Consider the following 16,304-nt stretch of genomic DNA (forward strand, 5'->3'; position numbering starts at 1 on the left):
TGGTTTAGTACGCTATTAGGCGCGTTGTTGTTCACGTTTCTTAGCTACACGCTCTTCGGCAACTTTAAGTGCCGCTTGGTGTGTAGTGATACCATGCGTTTCCGCCTCTGTCAAGATGGTCAGCGTAGTATTGTAAATGTCCTCCGTTCTTCTCAATGCCTCTGCTCTGTCGTACTTGGCAATTTCAGAGTAAACATTGATCAAACCGCCCGCATTAATCAAGAAATCTGGGGCGTATACGATTCCTTTCTCACGCAACATCGTTCCGTGACGGAGTTCGTCTGCCAATTGGTTGTTGGCTGCACCGGCAATAACTTCTGCTTTAAGGCGACCAATGGTTTCGTCATTCACCGTTGCGCCCAATGCACATGGAGCGTAGATGTCCATATCGAGATCAAACAAGTTCTCGCGAACGATAGTTGCATTGTACGTTTTGGAGATGCGCTCAAGTGTGTCTTCGTGAATGTCGTTGATCATCACTTGTGCACCAGAGTCAGAAAGGTGCTTCACAAGAGTTTCACCTACATGACCTACCCCTTGTACAAATACTTTCTTTCCTTCAAGATTGTCGGTTCCCCAACGGTATTTCGCAGCAGCTTTCATTCCCATGAAAACACCGTATGCTGTAACTGGAGATGGATCACCACTTCCTCCCATCGATTCAGGAATACCTGTAACGTGGTCGGTTTTCGACTTCACCATTTCCATATCGTGGGTATTGATACCTACGTCTTCTGCCGTAATGTAACGACCAGAAAGACTGTCTACGTACTCACCGAATTTCTTCATGAGTTCGTCTGACTTATCCTTACGGCTATCACCAATAATTACCGCTTTACCACCTCCTAGGTTCAAACCAGAGATAGAAGCTTTATAAGTCATTCCACGTGATAAGCGAAGTACGTCGCGTAGGGCTTCCGCGTCGTTTGCGTAATTCCACATTCTTGTTCCACCAAGTGCAGGGCCAAGTACCGTGCTGTGAACACCAATGATAGCTTTGAGGCCGGTTTCTTCGTCATGGCAAAAAACTACTTGCTCATGACCCATAAAAGCTGGATTCTGGAAGATGCCTGGCATCTCAGCAATAGCTTTTGAAGATTCTTTAACGATCATGTCGTCTTGGGTATAAGATTCAACTCAGGGTTTACTCGCACAGCCGACCTTTCTTTTCGATGTCTTGACATAAACTAATGCAGACGTCAGGCGTTGTTGTAACTTTGAACCGAAGTGGAAAAGAACGGTTGTGTTTGTTTCACTTTTTAGCGCTGCGAAGGTAGCAATTTTCACCACGAACGACGTATGAAAGCACTAGCTCATCTCAATAAATATTTCTTAAAGTACAAGTGGCTACTCCTTTTGGGGATCGTATTTGTCTTTGCCTCTGTCATTTTCCAAATTTTTCCTGCTCAATATATTCGGAAATCTTTGGACGAAATAAATGTGGTGGTAGACCAAATGCAAGCTGGTGATCATGCTGATTGGAGCGAAGTGACCGATTCTCTGATCAATTATGGACTCCTCATTATTGGTACAGCGCTAGCCAGTGGTTTTTTCACTTTCTTGATGCGACAGACGCTTATCGTTATGTCTCGTCACATTGAATACGACTTGAAAAATGAGGTTTACAAGCACTATCAAGAATTGAGCTTGGCCTTTTATAAGCGCAACAGTACGGGTGACTTGATGAATAGAATCTCAGAAGACGTGAGTAGAGTTCGAATGTACATCGGTCCAGGTGTGATGTATACCATTCGAACCTTAATCATGACGGTCATCGTCATCTGGATTATGCTCGACATCAACGTAAAACTTACCCTTCTTACTCTCGCTCCTCTTCCAGTATTGGTTTACGTGATCTACAAGGTGAGCGACATGATCAACAAGCGAAGCCTAAAGGTTCAATCCAAATTGAGCGATATCAGTACGTTTGTCCAAGAGAGCTTTTCTGGAATTCGAGTGATCAAAGCTTACAACAGAGAAGATCAACAATTGGAAGACTTTACGGAAGAAGCCAATGAATACCACCGCTTGAACGAACGACTATACCGAGTGAATGCGCTCTTCATGCCCGTTATGATGTTGTTGATTGGACTGAGTACCGTTATTACAGTATATGTTGGGGGTATGCAGGCCATAGATGGAACCATTACTGTAGGGAACATCGGTGAGTTTGTATACTACGTGTTTATGCTAACATGGCCAGTTGCTTCCATTGGTTGGGTGACGAGCATTGTGCAAAGAGCTGCCGCATCTCAAGAGCGAATCAATGAATTCCTCTCTACCCTACCTGAGATTATCAATCCAGAACCAAAGGAAATGGCCTTTGAAGGAAGCATTGCATTTAACAACGTTGGATTTGTATATCCCGATAGTGGAATTAGAGCACTGAACAATGTGAGTTTCTCAGTAGAAGCCGGACAAACTTTAGCCATTGTCGGAAAGACAGGTTCTGGAAAATCTACAATTGCCACACTTATTGGTCGATTATTTGATGCGACTGAAGGTGATATTATGATAGATGGTAAGAATATCAAAGAAGTAAACCTCGATGCACTGCGCGCCCAATTGGGATACGTTCCACAAGAAGGCTTCTTGTTCTCAGACACGATTGGGAACAACATTGCTTTTGGTACCGATGGAGCTTCACACGACCGTATTATTGAAGCCGCGACCAATGCACACGTTCACCACAACATTGTAGATTTCCCTAATGGATATGAAACACGTGTAGGCGAGCGAGGCATCACCCTCAGCGGGGGACAGAAGCAGCGAGTTTCCATCGCTCGAGCCATTATTAAAGATCCACGTATTCTCATTTTTGACGACAGCCTTTCTGCCGTGGATACCGAAACCGAAGACATCATTCTCAACAGTTTGCAGAAAATGATGAATAAAAGCACAACGGTAATTATTTCTCACCGGATCTCCAGTGTGAAACATGCTGACCATATTATTGTGCTCGATAAAGGCGAAGTGATAGAACAAGGCACTCACGATCAACTCATTACTACAGAAGGCGCCTACAAATCTATGTATGACCAACAGCTTCAAGAAGAGGCTGAGAAGACCGTAGAATAGCCGCTACTCCACGTATAACGCGGAGTTCGAAGGGTTTAATTGAATAGGATTTGTGAAATCTTTTATTAGATTTGGTATCTAACCTATTTGAATTAGCCTAGATGAATCCCAAAAAGTTGAACGGGAAGGAGGAGATTTTCTCCAAGGTAATGAGGGCTGGTCGCCGAACATATTTCTTTGATGTTCGCGCCACACGTGCAGATGACTATTATCTGACCATTACAGAAAGTAAAAAGCAAGTCAACGAAGACGGTTCGGAGATCTATAAGAAGCACAAAATCTATTTGTACAAAGAAGATTTTGCTCAGTTCAACGACCTGTTGAAGGAAGTCACCGATTTCATTATTGACCACAAAGGTGAAGAGGTTATTTCAGAATCTCACGACCCCAATTACAACATAGAAGACAACGACTCTACTCCACTTCGTGAAACCGAAGAAACCGTGAAGCAATTCTCGGATGTGAGGTTTGAGGATATTTGAGGGTATAACAAGTACGTGGTACCTACGTGCTGCGTACTATATGGTATTTCTCCAACCAATTGTCAAAATGATCTAGCTTGTACTGCCATACTCCTTGGCTGAACATGGCATACCCTATAATGAAGGCCAATATTCCTCCAATGATAGGGAGGATAAGCAGTGATAGTATTCCATAAATCGTTAGTCCTATTGAGACCATAACGATAGTAATTCCAAGAGATACCCACTTTAAATCCGTTCCGAAAAACAACCCCAATTCATCTAAGATAATGGCCGCGAGCGGAAAATAATCCAATTGTTTCTTCAAGGCCGTCTGCTGGCGATCATCTATGAGGCGCTTGGCAATAGACTCTTGATTTAGGATGATATTCAGATATTTTTGATTCAATTCAGCATTGGACTTGCTCTGCGCCAACAGAATATCGTAATACTTCTTAGTCGACGCAGACAAAACGAGATAAGCGGCCAAAATCCGCTCTCTATCATCAATGGAATCCGCTTTTGTAAACGCTTTCTTGAAGCGTTTAAACATCTTCAACTTGCTCGATTCAGGCTGAACGGAGAGCACCGTATAATGATTGGTAAGACTCATCCAATCTTCTTTATTTCGAGAATATCTTCACCAAAGAATGAGGTATAGACCTAAACCTACTCCAAAAAAGAGAAAGGCTATTACAAATGCAATTCTAATGGTTCCTACTCCCCAACCCAATTTTAGGGAAAGCCACTCACAAACTCCTAGTATCATAATATCATTTTATTGAGGGTATTGAATCTACGCTTAATATCAAAATAAGGTGTTTGTAAACCATAGACATTGATAACATGATCACTTCTAATCGCAGAAACGTCAGCTTTTAAAGGATTCCTGATTCTCTCAGCAATTCCTCTTGATACATCACCATGTGAAACTTGTGGAGCAAAAAGCCCTTGGAATATACCATTACATAGGTATCCATGGCACCAAAAAGCAGGTTGAGATTATTGTAATTATACGCACGCTTGCCATAATATTCAAGGTTCTGCCGAGCATAACTCTCTAAGAGTTGCCTTGATTCTTCATCTATCACATCTTCGAAGAATTTATCTTTGAGTAGTTCTAGAATTCGTAGCTTGAGGTCGACCTCCCGAATACTAAAATCCTGGAATTTCTGAAACACCTCTGCATAAGGGAGTGCTTCATTAATAAATTCAATTTCTTTTCGAATCGAATTGTAGAAGTCTTCACTCTCTGTGAATAACTGATTAAACGCTATCCAGTTCTGATATAATCTTCGAAGCTCTCCACCCTTTCCAAGCGATTGCTCTATGGAATGAAAATACTGAAAAATGGCAGCATCGTTTTCATTGATTGCCTTTGTCAGACTTGCCATTTCAGCCTTCAATTCCTCAAATAACTTCCTAATCTCATGATGCTTGTAAGGCCTGCCGTCATACGAGAATCGCTTAACCTCAATGCGCTTGGCATACATGTCCTTAAGAAGCGTCATGTCCCCTTCTAGTGCGATTTCCGTATAGATTAAGTCTACCTTTTCATCCGAGAACAGCTCCTTCAACGACGGCAGTGCTGCATTCGAAGGTTCTATATTTAGGTCAATGTCTACTGGCTTTTTGGCGTCGTAGTAGGAATTAAATACGGGGGGTAAGGTGTACTTCTCGGCTAGTTTTGCATAGTCGGCCTCGAAGTCTTCGGCAGATTGCACAACAGTCGCTGAATCATAGTTAATCTGAGCGAACAACTTCTCAGTTAAAGCAACCTGAAGAGACTCCGCTCCTCTCAGAATTTCCATTGCCATCATTGAGCTCAAGGATGGTGTCCCAGCCTGCTGACTCTCAATATTGGCAATGCGATCTTCTAGCTTAGGATGAGAAGCCCACTTGTTGTCAATTTCTAACTTCGACTTATTGAACTTCATTATATCGTGTATTCCTACTTGAGGAAGACCATTCTTAAACTCTAAGCCGCTTTTTTCTGCCATTGTTGTCAATACAAAACGCTGCAACGGATAGATATTGGAACTGACGACTGATTCATTGATTTTTTGTGTATAGAACTGAATAACGTGATCCAATGAGGTAGTAGTCAACCCAAATCTCAATAGTGATTCTCGAAGAGGTTCCTTTCCACATACCGCAACCGAAACAGCGTCTGCATGAAATTCCATTTCTCGGGCAAGTGCAAAGTGACTCTTGTTTACCATCGAATACAACAATCTAAGCTGCGCTCTAATAGTCTCTATCATGGATTCCGCTGTCCATCTTGCCAGTTGCGCTATAAGTGAGTTCTCTTCTAGATCTTCATAACCATCTAGCTTATAAGACTCTTCCGACAACATCTTGCCAACCACCGTATTCATACGATTCACAAAGCCACCAATCTTCATAGACTTTTGTGAGAAATGACCGAACTCATGCGCCAAAACCGCCTTGAGCTCACTGTAGTTCGTGGTATTTATGAGCCCCATTCCTATTACCAAATTCTTTTTCGAAGGAAAGAAGAGTGACCAGAAATTTACGGTTGAGAATACACTCGCGTTCACTTCATGGGAGAGATATACAGATCTTGGAAATTGAGTTCCAACTTTCTCTACAATCTCTTCTAGAAGATTAAACAGCCGTGGTTGATCCTCCTTGGTTACTTCGATATACATCGAAGTGTTCACCTTATCCACTTTGAAAAGAAAGCGGATCATAAAATAAAGCAAACTAAATCCTATCAATACAATGGCGAGCCCTATGAAGATTTTAACGATGCTGAAATTATAATAGTCTAGTGCCAACATTACCCCAGCATAGGCACATCCTATGGCTAATGCTGCAGAAATTAGAAGTAACAGTCCGTAACACAGAATAAAGAAGATTATAGACAACACGGCTTTCGCAACTTGCTTGCGGTAGTTTGCCGAGGGGGGAATGTAAACGGTTTCCATAGAGAGCGCTCTAATTTACTTTAACAATAGTCGTGAAATTGTAGGTTGCTACCACGCCAGTACCGACACTCCAGGTGAATACTGCACTTTATCCGGGGAGCCCGATAGCAAAGGGTTGAATCTGGAATAGTCCAATCTCAAATTATCAATTTTGACCCTGAATATAGGCCATTCTGCATGATGAATTGCATAGCTATGAAGTGTTGATCCACTATCTTGAAAGAGCGCATATCGCTCGGTTAACCTCAAATCTAATGGTGACTTTTCTGCACACTTATCCCCGACAGAATAGTCAACCCTTAGCTCTTCTGAATATGGAGTATTCCGAGATTGGAAGCTTCCTTCTCTTCGCATCATTGCTGAGTATCGATAAGGCAGGTGAGAAAGACTCCTCGCTATAACACAAGACGAGCGCTTCCCCCCCTTCTATGCTCAGGAAATAAACACCAGGCGTTCCTTTGTAACTAACGTAAGTCCGGATATTGATTTCATGAAAGTTTGAGATGGGCGAAAATGGAGGTAAGTGAGCGGGACGAATCTTCTCCATGGTAAAAGCAACCACGGAAACCCAGGCTTGACCATCCATCGTATCAATCTGCAAATTAGATGGAACCCAACTCCTCAATTCGTCATAGCCCACCTTCCAATGGAGAAACAAGGCTCTGTTCCACTCCTGATAATATTTCCATTTCCCAAGTGGTAGGTGTTGATCTCGGTGAGAAGTAACAGCGAGAATGTCTTTGGGTTTCATTCTGGAATAATCTGAATGCTAAAGTGATTGAATGAGTTCGTCTAACTCCTCAAAATAATGCTGATCTGTCCACAGCAAAATCTGAAGATCACCTTTTTTAACTTCACATGAACCACTTCATTTCGCCAGAGCGGAAGGTCCAATATCGAAGATAATCTACTTGTAAACTCTTTAGAAGCGCGATTAGATCGTACGATATAGGAATGTCCATTTATCTGAAATTTCCGGAAACTCAAATGGAAAAGAAAAAGGGATTTAAAGAATTCATAAAGAGAAAACGGATGTATTTCGAATCTCAACTGATCACTCTGGCTCAACTTAGTAGACCATTCGATCATTCGGTATTCACGACTCGGAGCAAAGGACGGATTCAATTCATGTCCAAGGCGATAGAGCACCTTCCAAGTTCGATTTCCTGTAATTGTTCCCTTTACGAAATAGCTAAAGGCATTGTAACGGCCAGCTACACTCCCCTTGCGACTTAGAATAAAAACTTCTACTTGTTGACAAAAGTGTTCATTTCTCTGGTAGAAAGGAGAACTTAACTCGCTCGGTGCCGCATGGGGCTTGACAATGAACTCTGACGCAATTCCCATCCGATATTCAATTCGTTTCAGAAATAGACGAATGCGATACGATTATCTCCCAGTGCCTTTTGAGTGTATTCAGTTTTACGTACAAATCATCCCATACTTCAGCCCTAATAGAGATTCTTACAGGATAGGGCCCATTGGTTCCCTCTAAGACCATTTTCAACTCATCTGAAGTGCATGAAATATCAACAAGCTCACTCCATGCATGGAACTCTTCTGATTTTCCAAAAGCGAAGCTATAGGTGTAAAAGTCTATTCCTTCATCCTTTATAACTAAGTCCACCAAGATTTTGTCATAGAGGATTTTCCATAAACCTTGAAGTACCACTACTACAGTAAATATGACAATCTCCTCCGTGTACTTAAGATCGAACACTGCGAGGCAAACTAGTAATCCAATTAGGACAAAGAGATAAATCCGGAAACTTTTGCGATAGGAACGTATCATAGAGAGCGATTTTGCGAAAGAAAGTTATGAAAATCCACGGGGAACTCGCTCAGAGAGAAAGCGCTCCAATACACTCTTCGCGTATACTCCAGATTTCATCAAAAGTGTAGGGCAACTGACTATTTATGAGCCATTTCCTTAGAAAGGATTGGTGCTTTTCAACCTTGTATTCCACCACTTGAACAGGATGAATCACTTCTTCCACCAAAATATCTTCCGAAAATCTATCAAAGTTAGATGTAGAACTCGTCAAGTCTAAACACTCTCCATTCACACGCAAAAAGCAATGAGCTTCTGGAATGTAATCGAGATGGTACCGATCAAGAATTGTAGATACACCCTTTGTATTCTGGCCCCTCATTTTATACATCGCCAAAATCAGTTCTACCTGTGGAACCTCATTTTCATCAGCAACGCTCTTTAAGAAGGCATGCTTGGAACTACAACTCCCACACCCTTCTATAAGTACGAGTTTGAAGTTGGATCTATTTGCATTTCTACCATAGGGAAGTCCTTTAACGTGTAGAAGTAAGTCTTCCCATGTCGCAATGCCAGTGTTAAGCACCAATTGCGTGAACTCTTGTGAAGAGTTCAATACAGTCTTCATTTAACAACCACAGTAATAATGTATCACCGTACAGTCTTCTTTTTGTAAGATGGAATACGAACAGCCTGCCCCATCTGGTGCAAAACGCGTTTCACTGAGCCATTCATTATCATTGTCGTAGAACAGGGTATTGATCAAATCCTGTGCGGTAGACAAGTCCATTTTAGGAAAACGAATCCACTCTTCCCCTCCTCCTTCTTCCATACAATTGCGGGTAGAGAAGTAAATCCCACCTTCAAACTCTTGACGATAAGCACAAGGTGGGCCCGGAGTATTTTCGATGTAGTCAACGGAATCTCTTTCTCCTACCTTGGCATAGTAATGCTGTAGATAGAGAAAACCTCGAGTATGCATGTATTGGCACTCTTCTTCCAATTCCCGTATCAGAGTCGTGTCTGGCTCAACAGGCACAAACTGTTGTGAGAATACAAAAGGAGAAAAGCAAATTGAAAAGAAAAGGAAGAAATGCTTCATTTCCGTGGTATTGAAAATGTCAGTGTAGCAGAAATGAAGATATGAAAATATAGGTTGATTATGGGATTCCCAGGTACTTATGTGTTTGAAGACTCACTTGCCATCTCGGATTCTTCATCACGAACTCCGTAATGAGTGGCATTACCTCATCTCTTCTACTCCATTCGGGTTGAAGGTAAAGAAGACAACTATCGTTCACTTTAGCAGCGTGTTCTTCGGCCCATTTTAAATCGTGTTTGTTGTACACAATTACTTTAAGTTCATTGGCCGCGGCATAGAACTCGTCTTTGGGAGGCATCGTCTTCTTTGGACTCAAGCAAACCCAATCCCATGAGCCCGACAATGGATAGGCACCCGAAGTTTCAACGTGAATGGAAATTCCCTTGGCGTGCAAGGCATCGGTGAGGGGAACCATATTCCACATAAAGGGTTCACCACCTGTCACCACAATGGTTTTAGAATACTCAGCGGCTCCATCTACAATGTCTTCTACCCTAGTTGGAGGATGGAGATCAGCATTCCACGATTCTTTCACGTCACACCAGTGGCAACCTACGTCGCAACCGCCTACACGGATAAAATAGGCCGCCCGTCCAGTATGAGCTCCTTCTCCTTGAATGGTATAGAAAGCCTCCATCAAAGGGAGCATTTGTCCAGCTTCTACTAATGCGCTTTGGTGATCATCCATGGTGCAAAGGTACATTGTATCTGTGGGGTGAGCACAGTATTATTCCACTCTAAAGTATAGGTTACTTGTTAACATTCTAGCAACCTAAATGATATCCATCTTTTACCAAAGCAAAACAGTGCTCTAACCCCAAAACATTGAAATGTCCGTCTCTTTGTCCTGTCAACAAAACCAATAACAATCCAGAACTGATGACATTCAAATTGACGCTCTCTACGCTTGCACTTTCCATGCTGATCGCCTCATCAGCCATTGCTAACCCTGTAAAGCCTGTTCCAACCGACGTAACGCCAATGCCTGAAGAAATTGCGGAAGTGGTTTCACTCACTCAATCTTCCAACGTTTATGGCAGAGCAAAGATCAAGTTTCACATTGATGAAACTGGTCATCTTGTACTAGAAGAGGTACACGCTTCTAATGTTGAATTGTACCACCACATTTGGAAGACAGTTCGCGGTATGGAAATTCAAGACACTACGGTTGTGGTAGGTCAACAAAATTCACTTACAATCATCCTCAACTAAGTCAAGCGACTTAGTTTTCACCTCTAGCGGCTTGAAGTGTATTTTGAAGTAAAGCGACACGGGTCATCAATCCCACTCCTCCTGGAACTGGAGTTAGATGAGAAGCTACAGCACTCACTCCGTCAAAATCTACATCACCTGTTAGACGATAGCCTCTCTCACGAGATGCGTCGTCTACACGGTTGATGCCAACATCGATTACAACAGCTCCTGGTTTTACCATATCTGCTGTAATGAAGTTTGCCTTTCCGATTGCTGCAATTAGAATATCGGCACGAAGACACTCCGTTTTTAGATCTACAGTTCTACTGTGTGTAAGCGTTACTGTAGCATTTCCCGGATTTGCATTGCGCGCCATAAGGATGCTCATTGGAGAGCCAACTATGTTAGATCTACCAACAACAACACAGTGCTTTCCAATGGTTTCTATGTTGTAATGCTCCAACATCATGAGAATACCGTGTGGAGTTGCTGGAAGGTACGTTGGCAAGTTTAAGGCCATTCTCCCCACGTTTTCCGGGTGGAATCCGTCTACATCTTTTTTAGGATCGATGGCCAGGGTAACCGTCTTCTCATCAATGTGATTGGGAAGCGGAAGTTGAACGATAAAGCCGTCCAAACCCTCATCAGCATTAAGCTCAGCAACTTTTGCCAACAAGTCTTCTTGAGAAATATCAGAAGGCAGCTTAATGAGCGAAGATTTCATCCCCACCTGTTCGCAATCCTTCACTTTACCGTTTACATAGGCAACACTGGCCGGATTATCTCCCACCAAAACAGCTGCAAGATGCGGCGGACGATTGCCTCGGGCCACCCATTCTTGTACTTCAAGTGCGATTTTCTCCTTGTACGCTCTCGCTGTTACCTTTCCATCTAGTAAAGTCATGCTATCATTATTAGCGCATTCCGCGCATCATGTTCATCATATTGCGCTTGCCGCCTTTGCTCTGCATCATCTTCATCATCTTGCTCATATCATCAAACTGCTTGAGCAAGCGGTTCACTTCAGTGATATCTCTACCTGAACCAAAAGCAATGCGCTTACGACGTGATCCATTGATCAATTTTGGATCATTGCGTTCGTCTGGAGTCATCGAGTGGATCATGGCTTCAATGTGCTTAAAGGCATCGTCATCAATATCGATGTCACGCATCATCTTACCCATTCCAGGAATCATTCCGAGAAGGTCTTTCATATTACCCATCTTCTTGATCTGCTGGATTTGATCCAAGAAATCGTCAAAACCAAATTGGTTCTTCGCGATTTTCTTCTGCATATCACGTGCTTTCTTCTCGTCGAACTGCTCTTGTGCACGCTCTACAAGGGAAACCACGTCACCCATCCCAAGAATACGATCGGCCATACGATCTGGGTGGAACACATCCAGTGCTTCCATCTTCTCGCCAGTACCGACAAACTTGATAGGTTTATTTACAACGGCTTTAATCGTCAATGCTGCACCACCACGGGTGTCACCGTCGAGCTTGGTGAGAACTACTCCGTCAAAGTCGAGAAGGTCATTAAAGGCTTTTGCCGTATTCACCGCATCTTGACCGGTCATGGAATCCACCACGAACAATGTCTCGTTTGGCTCAATAGCATTGTGAACGGCCTTAATCTCCTTCATCATCTCTTCGTCAATCGCAAGGCGACCAGCGGTATCGACAATTACAACGTTATGGCCATTGGCTTTGGCGTGAGCAATTGCTGCTTTAGAGATTTCAACGGGATCCTTGCTCTCCTTGTTCGAGAATACATCTACCCCAATTTGCTCCCCAAGTACGTGAAGCTGATCAATTGCAGCAGGACGGTATACGTCACAAGCAACTAAAAGTACCTTCTTGGTCTTCTTGCGCTTGAGGTAATTTGCAAGTTTAGCTGAGAACGTCGTTTTACCAGAACCTTGTAAACCCGACATCAATACAACTGCAGGCTTTCCATCAATAGAAAAATTAGCAGCCGTACCGCCCATGAGTGAAGCCATTTCATCGCGAACGATTTTGGTCATCAACTGACCTGGCTTCAAGCTCACCAATACGTCAGACCCCATGGCCTTTTTCTTCACCGTATCCGTGAACTGCTTGGCAATCTTATAGCTAACGTCGGCATCTACCAATGCACGGCGAATCTCCTTCACCGACTCTGCGACGTTAATTTCAGTAATCTTATTTCGTCCTTTCAGTACGTGAAAGGCACCATCTAAGCGATCGCTAAGACTTTCAAACATATCTATTGCTTTGCAGTAATGAGGGGCAAAGATAAATACTAGAGGTGAGAGATGAGAGATGAGCCGTGCTGAATTGTAATTAGGGATGAGGGATGAGGGATAAGGGATCAGAGATCAAGGGTAAGGGATCAGAGATCAAGGATCAGGGATCAAGGATAAGGGATCAGAGATCAAGGATAAGGGATCTGAGATCAAGGATAAGGGATGACACACTTAAGTGAACACTCCTGAACACTTCCTTGTAAACATTTGAAAGAAGTGTTTTGACTTATTCAAGCTGAAGATTAGAAAAATCCAAACATCAGCTCGGTCTTAGTAGAAATTATCAGAACCTCACCGCTTAGAAAAAAGCACTAAACCTCTCTATTGAAACATGTAGACTCAGCTCCTTAATTGAATCTTCTCGTCAAAAAGAACAAATCATTGGTTCTTATGCTAGCATCCCGAGCAACATCAGCGAAGGAGCTGAGCGTGAATCCAATACATCCTTCCTTATCTTCCTTACCTATTCATCAAGTTCGTGCGCAGAACTACACACTCAACTCACTTTCATCTCAAAGATCCATCCAGAACTCTCACTTCCCACTCCCATCCTACATTCTTTCCGGCACTTCAATCCCCAACACGCCTAGCCCGCGTTCAATGATACCTCCTACGGCCTCGGCAAGAGCAAGACGGAAGGCGGCGAGCGCTGGAGTTTCGGCATTCAAAATGCTGGTACTTTGATAGAATCCGTTGAATTGCTTGGTGAGATCATATACGTAATTCGCAACAATAGCTGGACTGAACTCATTGGCAGCTTGAGAGATGATCTCTGGGAATCGTCCCATTTCCTTGACCAATTCACGCTCCCGCTCCTCGAGTTCGTGGTTGGAAAAATCCACCTCAGGTAAGTCTGTGGCCTTGCGTTTTAGCGATTGAATTCTGGCATAAGTGTATTGGATGAATGGTCCTGTGTTTCCCGTAAAATCAATCGATTCTTCTGGGTTGAACATCATTCTTCTCTTCGGATCTACACGGAGAATGTAGTACTTCAAGGCCCCCATACCAATCTTGCGGTATAGATCCTTACGCTCTTCTTCACCTAGTCCGTCAAGCTTGCCGAGTTCTTCTGCAATTTTCTCTGCTGTGGATTCCATTTCATCCATTAGGTCATCGGCATCTACTACCGTTCCCTCACGCGACTTCATTTTGCCCGAAGGAAGATCGACCATACCGTACGACAAGTGGTAAAGTCGGTGAGCCCACTCATATCCCAACTTAGAAAGGATCAGGAACAACACTCTGAAATGATAATCCTGCTCATTTCCAACCACGTATGTTAGGCTGTCAATATTGAAATCCTTGAAACGCTGAATAGCTGTTCCAATGTCTTGTGTCATGTATACGCTGGTTCCATCCTTACGGAGTACCAACTTTTCATCCAAACCTTCATCGGTGAGGTCAATCCAAACAGAGCCGTCTTCTCTGCGGTAGAAAACTCCACTTTCCAAACCGCGCTCCACATCTGCCTTACCTAAAATATACGTTTCGCTTTCGTAGTAATTCTTGTCGAATCCAACGCCCAGTCTGTTGTATGTCTCTTCAAACCCAGCATACACCCAGCTGTTCATTTTCTTCCACAGTCCTACTACATCTTCATCGCCAGCTTCCCACTTGCGGAGCATGTCCTGTGCTTCCAACATGAGGGGAGCCTTCGACTCGGCTTCTTTTTTCTCCATACCACCTTCCACTAAAGCAGCAACTTCAGCACGGTAGTGTTTGTCGAATTCAACGTAGTACTTCCCTACGAGCTTATCTCCTTTCAGTCCGCTTGATTCTGGAGTTTCCCCTTCTCCATACTTCACCCAAGCAATCATGCTTTTACAGATGTGAATCCCTCTGTCATTGATGATTTGAACCTTCACAACATTTTTACCTGATGCGGCAATGATGCGCGACACAGAATACCCCAAGAGATTGTTTCTGATGTGTCCGAGGTGTAATGGCTTGTTGGTATTCGGTGAACTGTACTCCACCATTGCCGCCGGGGAATTCTCATCTGGAGTAGTAAAACCCCAATGCTCATGCTTTGCAATGGTTTCGAATAAATCCGACCATTGAGATTCTCCGATGACCAAGTTTAGAAAACCCTTCACCACATTAAAACGAGCAACTTCCGGCAAGCGCTCTTGAAGAGCAGCACCAATTTCATTGGCGGTGTCTTCCGGTTTCTTCTTGCTGGCTCTAAGGAATGGGAAAACAACGAGGGTGAGATCACCTTCAAATTCCTTTCGAGTTTCTTGGAAATCAATAGTAGAAACTTCCAAGTTGTACAACTCTTGCAATACTTCTTGAGTAGCAAGAGCTAGTTTCGATTGTAAATCGCTCATTTCAATTTTATTTGGCCTTTGGCCTACTCTATCTTTTTTCTAGTACTTCAACGGTGGCTTTCAAACATCTAAAAGCTGCTTCACCCATGGCATTTCCCTTGTCGTCCAAGAGCGGGTTCACTTCGGTGAACTCCATACATACCACTTTCTCTTCCGCTGCAAAAAGTTGAAGGAATTCCGTGGCTTCCGCCTCGGTAAGTCCGCCCGGGACAGGAGTTCCTGTTCCAATCGACACGCTAGGATCCATGCTATCTACATCAAAGGTCACATAGATAATGTCGCAATCTTTGAGTCGCTCCATGGCTGCTTCATACACCGCACGAACGCCTTTTTCGCGAACCGCCTCGGTTCGGTGAACCGCCATGTTGTACTTGTCGATCAAGTGCAATTCAGGATCTTCCGAACTGCGCAGCGCAATAAACACGATATCTTCAGGCTTCACACGCTGATGTCCGCCTTTCATCTGGTTCCAGCTAGTCAATGCCGTACCGCGCACTTCATTGATGGCCGATTCCAAATTATCTTCATGAATCGCGGTTGCCAAAGGCATACCGTGGACATTTCCAGAAGGAGATGTATACGGTGAATGAAGGTCGCTGTGTGCATCAATCCAAACAACACCCAAACGCTGGTCTGGATTCGCTTGTGAAATACCCGCAATAGTTCCACCTGCATTGCTGTGATCTCCTGTAATAATCAATGGGAAATCCCCATCATCCATCGTTTCAGCTACAATGGCCGCAATTCTGCGGTACATCTTAACCACGCCTTTGATTCGCTTGCCGTAAGGGTTGTCTACATGTTCGAACAATAGGTTGTTCGCTGTTTCCACCACTTCGGGTTTGTGACGCTTGAAAAAAGTAGGATCCACATGTAGCGAAGCAATTTTCATCGCTTCATAGCCGAGGCTTGCACCGCGTGTACCTGCGCCAATTTCAGAAGGAGCACTAATCAGTTGTATCATTTGAGCCTTTTAGATGCATTTGAGCCGCAAAAATAGGAAGAATGTAGGAGCTGACCACAGTGGATTTTTAGGGCTCGCTTATCTACAGTTCATTGTGCATAACCTACATCCATATTACCTTCATCACACGGCAATTATTTTACCTTTGATGCGTTCCCAAATTCG

Annotated in this window: 17 protein-coding genes and 1 pseudogene; 4 read left to right on the forward strand and 14 right to left on the reverse strand. The window is 43.4% G+C overall.

Annotation, left to right across the window (positions count from 1 at the left end; all coding sequences use genetic code 11):
- Nucleotides 1-15 precede the first annotated feature (15 nt).
- Nucleotides 16-1,113 (reverse strand): Glu/Leu/Phe/Val dehydrogenase dimerization domain-containing protein, encoded by a 1,098-nt coding sequence (locus F8C82_RS05415; RefSeq protein ID WP_151692531.1) that lies wholly within the window; start codon nucleotides 1,111-1,113, stop codon nucleotides 16-18.
- Between the two features lie 186 nt (nucleotides 1,114-1,299).
- Here F8C82_RS05415 and F8C82_RS05420 point away from each other — a divergent pair, with 186 nt between their 5' ends.
- Together F8C82_RS05420 and F8C82_RS05425 are read left to right on the forward strand one after the other, a co-directional pair.
- Nucleotides 1,300-3,078, forward strand: a complete 1,779-nt coding sequence (locus F8C82_RS05420) for an ABC transporter ATP-binding protein (protein WP_151692532.1) — start codon at nucleotides 1,300-1,302, stop codon at nucleotides 3,076-3,078.
- 101 nt (nucleotides 3,079-3,179) lie between these two features.
- Nucleotides 3,180-3,560 carry a PUR family DNA/RNA-binding protein gene (locus F8C82_RS05425; RefSeq protein WP_151692533.1) on the forward strand — a complete coding sequence of 127 codons (381 nt, stop codon included), beginning with the start codon at nucleotides 3,180-3,182 and terminating at the stop codon, nucleotides 3,558-3,560.
- Nucleotides 3,561-3,582: 22 nt separating this feature from the next.
- Here F8C82_RS05425 and F8C82_RS05430 read toward each other — a convergent pair whose 3' ends face one another.
- The 9 genes from F8C82_RS05430 to F8C82_RS05460 form a co-directional block, all read right to left on the reverse strand.
- The gene (locus F8C82_RS05430; protein ID WP_151692534.1) at nucleotides 3,583-4,152 is read right to left on the reverse strand and encodes a hypothetical protein; all 570 of its coding nucleotides are present in this window, start codon (nucleotides 4,150-4,152) and stop codon (nucleotides 3,583-3,585) included.
- Nucleotides 4,153-4,179: 27 nt separating this feature from the next.
- Complete coding sequence (locus tag F8C82_RS14985) at nucleotides 4,180-4,308, reverse strand: PspC domain-containing protein (RefSeq protein WP_407675820.1); 129 nt, start codon at nucleotides 4,306-4,308, stop codon at nucleotides 4,180-4,182.
- 109 nt (nucleotides 4,309-4,417) lie between these two features.
- A complete protein-coding gene (locus F8C82_RS05435) occupies nucleotides 4,418-6,490 on the reverse strand; it encodes a M48 family metalloprotease (RefSeq protein WP_151692535.1) in 2,073 nt (690 codons plus the stop codon).
- Between the two features lie 48 nt (nucleotides 6,491-6,538).
- Entirely contained in the window at nucleotides 6,539-6,847 is a 309-nt protein-coding gene (locus tag F8C82_RS14955) for a DUF2071 domain-containing protein (RefSeq protein ID WP_317132276.1), read from the reverse strand.
- Complete coding sequence (locus F8C82_RS05440; protein WP_262714041.1) at nucleotides 6,783-7,241, reverse strand: DUF2071 domain-containing protein; 459 nt, start codon at nucleotides 7,239-7,241, stop codon at nucleotides 6,783-6,785. Before F8C82_RS05440 ends, F8C82_RS14955 begins: the two co-directional genes overlap by 65 nt.
- A gap of 603 nt (nucleotides 7,242-7,844) precedes the next feature.
- Complete coding sequence (locus F8C82_RS05445) at nucleotides 7,845-8,282, reverse strand: hypothetical protein (RefSeq protein WP_151692536.1); 438 nt, start codon at nucleotides 8,280-8,282, stop codon at nucleotides 7,845-7,847.
- 49 nt (nucleotides 8,283-8,331) lie between these two features.
- Complete coding sequence (locus F8C82_RS05450) at nucleotides 8,332-8,889, reverse strand: hypothetical protein (protein WP_151692537.1); 558 nt, start codon at nucleotides 8,887-8,889, stop codon at nucleotides 8,332-8,334.
- Nucleotides 8,890-9,363 carry a hypothetical protein gene (locus tag F8C82_RS05455; RefSeq protein WP_151692538.1) on the reverse strand — a complete coding sequence of 158 codons (474 nt, stop codon included), beginning with the start codon at nucleotides 9,361-9,363 and terminating at the stop codon, nucleotides 8,890-8,892.
- Nucleotides 9,364-9,421: 58 nt separating this feature from the next.
- The gene (locus F8C82_RS05460; protein WP_223279450.1) at nucleotides 9,422-10,051 is read right to left on the reverse strand and encodes a 7-carboxy-7-deazaguanine synthase QueE; all 630 of its coding nucleotides are present in this window, start codon (nucleotides 10,049-10,051) and stop codon (nucleotides 9,422-9,424) included.
- Nucleotides 10,052-10,242: 191 nt separating this feature from the next.
- On the opposite strand from F8C82_RS05460, the gene F8C82_RS05465 reads away from it, so the two are divergent.
- A complete protein-coding gene (locus F8C82_RS05465; protein WP_151692540.1) occupies nucleotides 10,243-10,575 on the forward strand; it encodes a hypothetical protein in 333 nt (110 codons plus the stop codon).
- A 10-nt stretch (nucleotides 10,576-10,585) separates the two neighbouring features.
- On the opposite strand, the gene F8C82_RS05470 is transcribed toward F8C82_RS05465, so the two are convergent.
- Together F8C82_RS05470 and ffh are read right to left on the reverse strand one after the other, a co-directional pair.
- The gene (locus F8C82_RS05470) at nucleotides 10,586-11,461 is read right to left on the reverse strand and encodes a bifunctional 5,10-methylenetetrahydrofolate dehydrogenase/5,10-methenyltetrahydrofolate cyclohydrolase (protein WP_151692541.1); all 876 of its coding nucleotides are present in this window, start codon (nucleotides 11,459-11,461) and stop codon (nucleotides 10,586-10,588) included.
- A gap of 10 nt (nucleotides 11,462-11,471) precedes the next feature.
- Entirely contained in the window at nucleotides 11,472-12,803 is a 1,332-nt protein-coding gene (gene ffh, locus F8C82_RS05475) for a signal recognition particle protein (RefSeq protein WP_151692542.1), read from the reverse strand.
- A gap of 356 nt (nucleotides 12,804-13,159) precedes the next feature.
- On the opposite strand from ffh, the pseudogene F8C82_RS05480 reads away from it, so the two are divergent.
- A pseudogene (locus tag F8C82_RS05480) lies at nucleotides 13,160-13,435 on the forward strand (four helix bundle protein); the annotation flags it as partial.
- Here the strand turns inward: F8C82_RS05480 and argS are convergent.
- Nucleotides 13,397-15,175, reverse strand: coding sequence for an arginine--tRNA ligase (gene argS, locus F8C82_RS05485; RefSeq protein WP_151692543.1), 1,779 nt, complete (start codon nucleotides 15,173-15,175; stop codon nucleotides 13,397-13,399). The pseudogene F8C82_RS05480 and the gene argS sit on opposite strands and share 39 nt — an antisense overlap.
- Nucleotides 15,176-15,203: 28 nt before the next feature.
- Complete coding sequence (locus tag F8C82_RS05490) at nucleotides 15,204-16,139, reverse strand: arginase (RefSeq protein ID WP_151692544.1); 936 nt, start codon at nucleotides 16,137-16,139, stop codon at nucleotides 15,204-15,206.
- Nucleotides 16,140-16,304: the final 165 nt, after the last annotated feature.

The organism is Phaeocystidibacter marisrubri (assembly GCF_008933165.1).
GTDB classification, from domain to species: Bacteria; Bacteroidota; Bacteroidia; order Flavobacteriales; family Schleiferiaceae; genus Phaeocystidibacter; species Phaeocystidibacter marisrubri.

Excerpts from the sequence above, each read along its gene's own strand:
- F8C82_RS05415 (WP_151692531.1), bottom strand. The coding sequence starts at position 1,113 with ATGATCGTTAAAGAATCTTCAAAAGCTATTGCTGAGATGCCAGGCATC.
- F8C82_RS05420 (WP_151692532.1), top strand. The coding sequence starts at position 1,300 with ATGAAAGCACTAGCTCATCTCAATAAATATTTCTTAAAGTACAAGTGG.
- F8C82_RS05425 (WP_151692533.1), top strand. The coding sequence starts at position 3,180 with ATGAATCCCAAAAAGTTGAACGGGAAGGAGGAGATTTTCTCCAAGGTA.
- F8C82_RS05430 (WP_151692534.1), bottom strand. The coding sequence starts at position 4,152 with ATGAGTCTTACCAATCATTATACGGTGCTCTCCGTTCAGCCTGAATCG.
- F8C82_RS14985 (WP_407675820.1), bottom strand. The coding sequence starts at position 4,308 with ATGATACTAGGAGTTTGTGAGTGGCTTTCCCTAAAATTGGGTTGGGGA.
- F8C82_RS05435 (WP_151692535.1), bottom strand. The coding sequence starts at position 6,490 with ATGGAAACCGTTTACATTCCCCCCTCGGCAAACTACCGCAAGCAAGTT.
- F8C82_RS14955 (WP_317132276.1), bottom strand. The coding sequence starts at position 6,847 with ATGATGCGAAGAGAAGGAAGCTTCCAATCTCGGAATACTCCATATTCA.
- F8C82_RS05440 (WP_262714041.1), bottom strand. The coding sequence starts at position 7,241 with ATGAAACCCAAAGACATTCTCGCTGTTACTTCTCACCGAGATCAACAC.
- F8C82_RS05445 (WP_151692536.1), bottom strand. The coding sequence starts at position 8,282 with ATGATACGTTCCTATCGCAAAAGTTTCCGGATTTATCTCTTTGTCCTA.
- F8C82_RS05450 (WP_151692537.1), bottom strand. The coding sequence starts at position 8,889 with ATGAAGACTGTATTGAACTCTTCACAAGAGTTCACGCAATTGGTGCTT.
- F8C82_RS05455 (WP_151692538.1), bottom strand. The coding sequence starts at position 9,363 with ATGAAGCATTTCTTCCTTTTCTTTTCAATTTGCTTTTCTCCTTTTGTA.
- F8C82_RS05460 (WP_223279450.1), bottom strand. The coding sequence starts at position 10,051 with ATGGATGATCACCAAAGCGCATTAGTAGAAGCTGGACAAATGCTCCCT.
- F8C82_RS05465 (WP_151692540.1), top strand. The coding sequence starts at position 10,243 with ATGACATTCAAATTGACGCTCTCTACGCTTGCACTTTCCATGCTGATC.
- F8C82_RS05470 (WP_151692541.1), bottom strand. The coding sequence starts at position 11,461 with ATGACTTTACTAGATGGAAAGGTAACAGCGAGAGCGTACAAGGAGAAA.
- ffh (WP_151692542.1), bottom strand. The coding sequence starts at position 12,803 with ATGTTTGAAAGTCTTAGCGATCGCTTAGATGGTGCCTTTCACGTACTG.
- argS (WP_151692543.1), bottom strand. The coding sequence starts at position 15,175 with ATGAGCGATTTACAATCGAAACTAGCTCTTGCTACTCAAGAAGTATTG.
- F8C82_RS05490 (WP_151692544.1), bottom strand. The coding sequence starts at position 16,139 with ATGATACAACTGATTAGTGCTCCTTCTGAAATTGGCGCAGGTACACGC.